Source organism: Marinospirillum sp., from assembly GCF_014859565.1.
On sequence record NZ_JACUUA010000154.1, the window covers coordinates 1 to 7,855 of the forward strand.

7 protein-coding genes and 1 pseudogene are annotated in these 7,855 nt (G+C 52.1%); 1 reads left to right on the forward strand and 7 read right to left on the reverse strand.

Annotated elements, in window-relative coordinates; genetic code table 11:
* From sufT to IBX50_RS14935, 7 genes are all read right to left on the reverse strand, one after another.
* Entirely contained in the window at positions 1–570 is a 570-nt protein-coding gene (gene sufT, locus IBX50_RS14905; RefSeq protein WP_292257087.1) for a putative Fe-S cluster assembly protein SufT, read from the reverse strand.
* Positions 567–1,817, reverse strand: a complete 1,251-nt coding sequence (locus IBX50_RS14910) for a cysteine desulfurase (protein WP_292257088.1) — start codon at positions 1,815–1,817, stop codon at positions 567–569. Before IBX50_RS14910 ends, sufT begins: the two co-directional genes overlap by 4 nt.
* Positions 1,817–3,136 (reverse strand): Fe-S cluster assembly protein SufD, encoded by a 1,320-nt coding sequence (sufD, locus tag IBX50_RS14915; protein ID WP_292257089.1) that lies wholly within the window; start codon positions 3,134–3,136, stop codon positions 1,817–1,819. Before sufD ends, IBX50_RS14910 begins: the two co-directional genes overlap by 1 nt.
* Entirely contained in the window at positions 3,133–3,882 is a 750-nt protein-coding gene (gene sufC, locus IBX50_RS14920; protein WP_292257090.1) for a Fe-S cluster assembly ATPase SufC, read from the reverse strand. Before sufC ends, sufD begins: the two co-directional genes overlap by 4 nt.
* Before the next feature lie 37 nt (positions 3,883–3,919).
* Complete coding sequence (gene sufB / locus IBX50_RS14925; RefSeq protein ID WP_292257091.1) at positions 3,920–5,368, reverse strand: Fe-S cluster assembly protein SufB; 1,449 nt, start codon at positions 5,366–5,368, stop codon at positions 3,920–3,922.
* Between the two features lie 176 nt (positions 5,369–5,544).
* A complete protein-coding gene (locus IBX50_RS14930) occupies positions 5,545–6,003 on the reverse strand; it encodes an SUF system Fe-S cluster assembly regulator (RefSeq protein ID WP_292257093.1) in 459 nt (152 codons plus the stop codon).
* 200 nt (positions 6,004–6,203) lie between these two features.
* Positions 6,204–7,388 (reverse strand): ATP-binding protein, encoded by a 1,185-nt coding sequence (locus IBX50_RS14935; RefSeq protein ID WP_292257092.1) that lies wholly within the window; start codon positions 7,386–7,388, stop codon positions 6,204–6,206.
* A gap of 182 nt (positions 7,389–7,570) precedes the next feature.
* On the opposite strand from IBX50_RS14935, the pseudogene IBX50_RS14940 reads away from it, so the two are divergent.
* A pseudogene (locus IBX50_RS14940) lies at positions 7,571–7,807 on the forward strand (BrnT family toxin); the annotation flags it as partial.
* Positions 7,808–7,855: the final 48 nt, after the last annotated feature.

Sequence of the window (7,855 nt, forward strand, 5' to 3'; positions counted from 1 at the left end):
TCAGAACATGCCCAGCTCAAGCCGGGCATCTTCAGTCATCATCTCGCGTGACCAGGGTGGATCAAATACGATCTCGGTATTCACCTGACTCAGATCTTCCGCACCCTGAATCTTGCGGCGGGCATCCGAAGCAATCACTTCACCCATGCCACAACCCGGCGCGGTCAGGGTCATTTTGATATTCAGCATTTTGCGACCATCCAGCAGATCCACCACCTTCAGCCCGTAAACCAGCCCCAGATCCACAATGTTGACCGGAATTTCCGGATCAAAACAGGTACGCAGTTGCTGCCAGGCAAATTCAGCAATCTGATCATTACTGGCACCTTTGGGGAGGATCGGACGTTCGACCGGTGGCAAACCCAGTGCATCCAGATTACTGCCTTCCACCATATACAAACGGCCCTGATGACCAATACTGACCGTGCTGCCTCGTGCCTGCATCACTTCCACCGGCTCACCTTGTGGCAGGGTAATCGCCTTGCCAAAAGGCACCGAGATCACCTCAGTTTCCCGCAACAGCTGCAGCTTGTCACCCTTGTTTAACCGCTTAGAAGACAGCTGACTCATACCAGCATCTCCCGCACCCGCACCAGTGCCGCCACAAAGGTATCCACTTCATCCAGGGTGTTGTAAGCCGCAAAAGAAGCCCGCGCCGTGGCGTTAACTCCAAGGTGGTGCAACACCGGCATGGCGCAGTGATGCCCGGTACGGATTGCGACACCCAGTTGATCCGTCAACAACCCCAGATCCTGAGCATGGGCACCGTCCAGTACAAAAGAAATCACCCCAGCCTTGTGTTCAGCTTCACCCAGAATACGCAGACCCGGCAGTTCGGTTTTCATGCGCTCGGTGGCATACACCAGCAACTGATGTTCCCAGTCGCTGATCGCCTGCACACCGACTCGCTGCATCCAATCCACCGCGACACCCAGCCCGATGGCTTCGGCAATGGCGGGTGTACCGGCTTCAAACTTGTGAGGAATGGCGGCATAGGTGGTTTTTTCAAAGGTCACCACATCAATCATGTCACCACCACCCTGCCAGGGGGGCATGGCTTCCAGCAGTTCAGCCTTGCCATACAGCACACCGATACCGGTCGGGCCGTACATCTTGTGACCGGAGAAGGCATAAAAATCCACATCCAGCGCCTGCACATCCACCGGCTGATGCGGAATGCCCTGCGCACCATCCACCAGCACCGGAATACCCAGCGCATGGGCTGCCGGAACCATCTGCTCCAGCGGTGTGATGCTGCCCAGCGCATTGGACACCTGAGTGATCGACACCAGTTTGACCTGGGGTGTCAGCAAACGATGGAAGGCATTCATATCCAGGCTGCCATCCGGCAGGATTGGAATCACTTTCAATTCAATGCCAATCTGCTCGCGCAGCAGTTGCCAGGGCACAATGTTGGCATGATGCTCCATCATCGACACCAGCACTTGATCACCCGCTTTCAGGTTGGTTCGCCCCCAGCTCTGCGCCACCAGATTGATGCTTTCGGTGGTGCCACGGGTAAAAATCACTTCCCGACTGGATGCTGCATTGATAAAACCCTGCACCTTCTGCCGTGCCCGTTCGTGGGCATCCGTGGCTTCCTGCGACAAGGTATGCAGTCCACGATGGATATTGGCATTGGTCTGACGGTAGTAGTCATCCATGGCTTCAATCACACACAGGGGTTTCTGGCTGGTGGCCGCGTTATCCAGATACACCAGCGGTTTACCATTCACCTGACGCTGCAGGATAGGAAACTCGGCACGCAGTGCCTGCAAATCATAAGCCGGTTGTGGCAGGGTTTTCAGATTGGTCATCAGAGCAGATCCAGTTCCACTTTATGAGGCAGCTGACCCGCCACGGCGGTTTCTACCCGCTGATAAACTTCCGGCAAGTCCAGCTGATCAATCACTTCATTAGCAAACGCCAGCGTTAACAAACCGCGCGCCTGTTGTTCATCCACACCCCTTGCACGCAGATAAAACAAGGCATCCTCATTCAACTGACCTGTCGTTGCACCGTGTGAACACTTCACATCATCCGCATAGATTTCCAGCTCAGGTTTGGTATCCATTTCGGCCTGATCACTCAGCAGCAGATTGGCGTTATTCTGCTGGGCGTTAATCTTCTGGCTGTCACGTTTAACAATCACCTTGCCGTTAAACACACCCCGAGCACGATCATTCAGGATGGCTTTGTAGTTTTCAAAGCTGTTGGTCAGCGGTGCGTTGTGATTCACCAGACTGTGGATATCCAAATGCTGGCGGTTGCGTCCGAACAACAAACCGGAAAAGCTGGATTCAGCCCCTTCTCCATTCAGATCCGCCACCAGATCATCGCGCACCAGCTTGCCACCCAGATTCATGTGATGGCAGGTGTAACGGCTGTCACGCTTCTGTTCGATCTGCACACGACCCACCCACCATTCCTGATCACTGCCAGTTTGCAGCAGGGTATGGCGCAGTTGGGCATTACGCTCCAACACCCCTTCCAGCACCCGATTGGTGAAATTGGCTGCACCTTCTGCACCCACAAAATGCTCCACCAGCTGCAATTCACTGTTACTGCCTGCGGCAATTAATACCCGTGGATGAGCCATAGTCGCTGGTTCAACCTGAGTTGACAGGTAGGTCAGCAGCAGCGGTTTTTTTAACTGCTGGTTGTTGCCGATACGGATCACCGCACCTTCACCGGCAAAAGCAAAGTTCATCGCGGTGAACACATCCACATCAATACCGGCCAGACGACCCATCATGCCACTGGTTAGCTCCAGTTCTTTGTTCAGCGCTTCGGATAAAGGCTCAATCACCACTGCGTCCTGAATGCCACTCAGATCGGACAATTCAGCAGAATACACGCCATTCACCAGCACCAGTCGGTGGGCATCCAGCTGTAAGCCGTGGTTTTCCAGCAGGGTTTTGGCAGCAGTTAAATCATAATCAGCAGCCAGTTGAAAATGGCGCTTTGCCAGCAGCTTGGTGTCGGTGTATTTCCAGCGTTCTACATCCGGTGTGGGAAAACCCAGATGCTCAAAACGGGCAAAAGCAGCAATGCGCTGGCTTTTTAACCAGCCACTTTCGGCTTCCTTGTTAAAGGCTGTAAAAGTCTCGGCATAACTGGAAAGAGGCTGGTTCATGCTGTGCCCTCCAGCAACCAGTCGTAACCCCTCTCCTCCAGCTCCAGTGCCAGTGATTTGTCACCGGATTTGATGATCTGCCCATCAGCCAGTACATGAATAAAGTCCGGCACAATGTAGTCCAGCAGGCGCTGGTAGTGGGTAATCATCAGAATACTGCGGTTGGCGGCACGCAGGGAGTTGACCCCTTCAGAAACCGTTTTTAACGCATCAATATCCAGACCTGAATCAATTTCATCCAGAATGGCCAGTTTCGGTTGCAAAATCAGCATCTGCAGAATTTCATTACGCTTTTTTTCACCACCGGAAAAACCTTCATTCACCGCACGATGTAAAAAGCTGTTATCCATTTTCATGAACTTGAGTTGTTCACGCACCAGCTGCATAAAAGCCGGGGCTTCCACTTCCGGCTCACCGCGCGCCTTGCGCTGGGCATTTAAAGCGGCTTTCAGCAGATAAACATTTTTAACACCGGGAATCTCCACCGGATACTGAAAAGCCAGCATCAGACCGGCAGCAGCCCGTTCTTCCACCGCCATCTCCAGCAGATTCTGGCCTTCAAAAATCACCGAACCGCTAGTCACTTCATAACCATCACGACCGGCCAGCACTGCCGATAAGGTGGATTTACCTGCCCCGTTTGGCCCCATAATGGCATGGATCTCACCGGGGTTGATGGTCAGATTCAGACCCTTCAGAATCTCGGTGCCTTCAACTTTAGCGTGTAGATCTTTAATCTCGATCATCTTCTGTTCTCTTTAAAAATTTGAATTCTGTGCCGTGTTAACCAACAGCGCCTTCGAGTGTCACGTTCAGCAGAGCCTCGGCTTCCACTGCAAACTCCATCGGCAGCTCTTTGAATACGTCTTTGCAAAAGCCATTCACGATCATGTTGACTGCATCCTCTTCCGGGATACCGCGCTGCATACAATAAAACAGCTGGTCTTCACCAATTTTGGACGTGGTGGCTTCATGCTCAACCTGTGCGCTGGCATTACCAATTTCCTGATAAGGGAAGGTATGTGCGCCGCACTTGTCACCCAAAAGCAGCGAGTCACACTGGGTGAAGTTACGGGCGTTTTTGGCACTCGGCAGAATTTTTACCAGACCACGATAAGACTGATTGGAACGACCGGCAGAAATCCCTTTGGACACAATGGTGGAGCTGCTGCCTTCACCAATGTGAATCATCTTGGTGCCGGTATCGGCCTGCTGGTAGTTGTTGGTCACTGCTACTGAATAAAACTCACCGACTGAATCCTTGCCACGCAGAATGCAGCTGGGATACTTCCAGGTGATCGCTGAACCGGTTTCTACCTGAGTCCAGCTGATCTTGGCACGATCACCGCGGCAATCACCACGTTTGGTCACAAAGTTGTAAATACCACCCTTGCCTTCTTCATCACCGGGATACCAGTTCTGCACGGTAGAGTATTTGATGTAAGCATCATCCAGCGCCACCAGCTCCACCACTGCTGCGTGCAGCTGATTTTCATCACGCATCGGGGCGGTACAACCTTCCAGATAAGACACCTGAGCACCTTCTTCGCAGATAATCAGCGTGCGCTCAAACTGCCCGGTATTGGCAGCGTTAATACGGAAGTAGGTGGATAACTCCATTGGGCAGGTCACACCCTTGGGCACAAAAACAAACGAGCCATCCGTGAATACCGCAGTATTCAGCGCAGCATAATAGTTGTCAGAAGGTGGCACCACGGTGCCCAGATACTGACGCACCAGCTCGGGATGTTCCTGCACGGCTTCTGAGATGGAGCAGAAAATCACCCCTGCCTCAGCCAGTTTGGCTTTAAAGGTGGTGCCGACAGAAACCGAATCAAACACCGCATCCACCGCCACACCGGCCAGTGCTGCGCGTTCATGCAGCGGAATACCTAGTTTCTCGAAGGTATCCAACAGCTTGGGATCAACCTCATCCAGGCTTTTGGGTGCGTTTTTGTTTTTGGCACCCGGCGCGGAATAATAAGACACTGCCTGATAATCAATTTTTGGATAAGACAGGTGCGCCCAGGCTTGCGGGTCCTGCATGGTCTGCCAGTGACGGAAGGCTTCCAGCCGCCAGTCCAGCAGCCACTGAGGTTCGTTTTTCCGGCTGGATATATAACGGATCACATCCTCATCCAGTCCGGGTGGGAGTGTGTCACTCTCAATATCGGTTACGAAGCCTTGCTTGTACTCTTTACGTACCAGCTGCTCCATCTCTTCACTCGCCATAGCGGTCTCCGGGCATCATCAAGTCTATCTATATGTTCGTTTTTTCTATTTCTGGGCGATCAAGCTGCGTGCAAGGTGTCACTTGTCAGGCTGTCTGCAACAGGATGTTGCAGCCAGAGCTTACAGGGATGTATTTACGCGTCCTGACAAGTTGATGCCTTGCTGCAAGCAGCCCTCTAGCCTGCCTCATGCAAAGTCAGGGCTTGTATCTGTACCCAGGGCAATTTAATCGGCTGGGTTTGTGCCAGTTGGGTCAGAGTGACCGAAGCCAGTAGCTGATGCATTGCCAGGGTGACTCGCTGCCAGTTGTTGGCAACACCACACTGGCTGATCAGATCACACTGGGAGTCTTCCAGACTGCATTCCGTCATGGCAACCGGCCCTTCTATTGCGGCAATCAAATCACTGACGGTAATACGATGAGCCTCACGCGCCAGCTGATAACCACCCTGCGTACCCCGACGCGACACCAGCAGCTGTGACTTCACCAGCATCTTTAACAACTTGCTCACCGTCGGTTTTGGCAAACCCAGTGTTTCCGCCAGTTCGACCGAGGCATACAAACGCCCTGGCTCACGCGCCAGCTGCGCCATCAACACCACGGCATAATCGGTCAGTTTACTGAGTCTAAGCACATCCAGCCCCGAGGGCATCCCCTGTTCTTTTCTATTGAAGACTATTCTAGTCCTTTTTAAATCCCCAGTAAAGAAGTCGGGTACTGATAGGTGGCCACACCAGAATTGCCAACACAGACCAAACAAAAACAGCAGGATGGAGAAAAAGATGGGCACGGTAGGGCAGAATATGCAGGTGTTTTAAATAGCCAAACACATAGTTACGCTTTGCCTGAACCCTCCACGAAGTTTCGAATTAGGTACTCGCTGAACATTGGAACTGTGAAGGCAATGTCCCCGTGTGATGGACTGTAGATCATTCCCTTGCTGATGATCTGCGCGCGCCTTGGCCCCAGACTTTGATTAGTTTCGTTCAGTAAATCAGCTACATCCGATGATCTGTACGGACCGGCGCCAAGCTTTGCCATCGCGATAACATACTCTCGCTCTTTAGGCGTTAAGCGATCAAATCGCACCTTGAAAAACCCTTCATCCAACCGCTTTGTTGCTTCCCCTGCAGCCTTCACTGCATCTTCTAGCTTGATGCCCGGCTCCTCAGCGAGGTTCCAGCACTGATAACCCCATTCCTGCAGAAAGTACGGGTAGCCTTTAGTCTTTGCTAGTATCTCCCTGATCGCCTTGTCGTCTATGTGTTCACCTTCATCCTCAACAGGGTGTCTAATTGCTGCCTGCGCATCTGCATCCTTCAGTGCTCCTACAGCAGGGTAGTGAAATAGCCGTTCTGCGTATGATTTCGCATCGCCCGAAAGAGCTGCAACTTGTGGCAGCCCCGCACCGAAGAACAGAACAGGCAGGACTTTTTGGTTAACCTTATGGAGGGCGACAATCAGAGCTGCCAAATCTTTAGGGCGCAGGTATTGAACTTCGTCAATGAGTAGCGTCCAGGCTCTACCGGCAGCCTTTGCAGCCTCGCCTACGCGAACGAATAATTCGGGTAAATCTGCTTCCAGATCTCCGCTATCAGCGACGCCTACTTCCGGATCAACCGAAATCGATGTATCTCCGTACGAGAGCTTGAATGCGGAGGCAAATGAGCGAAGAGCCCGAAGTGCCTGGTGGGCTTTGGCCTTCGCATTCTCCGAGGTCGAGAATTTGCGCAAGGCTTGATTAATCTTTGGCAGGAGCAACTCACTGAGCGATTTTCCCTCTGGCGCTTCAATTGAGGATGTCATATGCCCCTCGGCTTCGGCCATCTCTTCGATTTTGTTCAGTAGCACCGTCTTTCCTACACCGCGCAGGCCAAGCAGCATCTGTGAGCGGCTAGATTTACCTAACAATGCCCTTTGAATTGCTATCTGTGCGTCATTAAGGATCGCTTCCCGTCCAGCAAGCTCTGGTGGCCGACTCCCGGCGCCTGGGACAAATGGGTTTCTTACTGCATCCATGGGATCTCCAATAGCGTAAACTTTATGAATATCTATGCAAGTATACCTTGTTGTTGATATACCAGCATAGAATAAGTTATAGAATTGGACACATAAACAAGGGCAAGCAATCGCACATTCTTGCTTAATGAGTAAAAAAGGAATAATTTACACTCAAGCATGCTTTTGAGTTTGACAACGACAAGAGCCAGGCGAACCTCGTCAAGCATGGGATCGACTTCCACGACGCCCAAGCTTTGTGGAAGGATCAGGATTTATTTGAGGTTCAGGCAACTTCATCCGATGAACCCCGATACCTTGTTATTGGTCTTACTGGTGTGAAGCACTGGTCAGCCGTTATCACTTACCGAGGCGAAAGCATTCGCATTATTTCGGTAAGACGTTCGCGTAAGAAAGAGGTAGAGCTGTATGAAAGGTGACTGCTCCCCGCCCTAAGCGCTAAAGCGCCACGGGCGAGGCTTCCAACT

Excerpts from the sequence above, each read along its gene's own strand:
- sufT (WP_292257087.1), bottom strand. The coding sequence starts at position 570 with ATGAGTCAGCTGTCTTCTAAGCGGTTAAACAAGGGTGACAAGCTGCAG.
- IBX50_RS14910 (WP_292257088.1), bottom strand. The coding sequence starts at position 1,817 with ATGACCAATCTGAAAACCCTGCCACAACCGGCTTATGATTTGCAGGCA.
- sufD (WP_292257089.1), bottom strand. The coding sequence starts at position 3,136 with ATGAACCAGCCTCTTTCCAGTTATGCCGAGACTTTTACAGCCTTTAAC.
- sufC (WP_292257090.1), bottom strand. The coding sequence starts at position 3,882 with ATGATCGAGATTAAAGATCTACACGCTAAAGTTGAAGGCACCGAGATT.
- sufB (WP_292257091.1), bottom strand. The coding sequence starts at position 5,368 with ATGGCGAGTGAAGAGATGGAGCAGCTGGTACGTAAAGAGTACAAGCAA.
- IBX50_RS14935 (WP_292257092.1), bottom strand. The coding sequence starts at position 7,388 with ATGGATGCAGTAAGAAACCCATTTGTCCCAGGCGCCGGGAGTCGGCCA.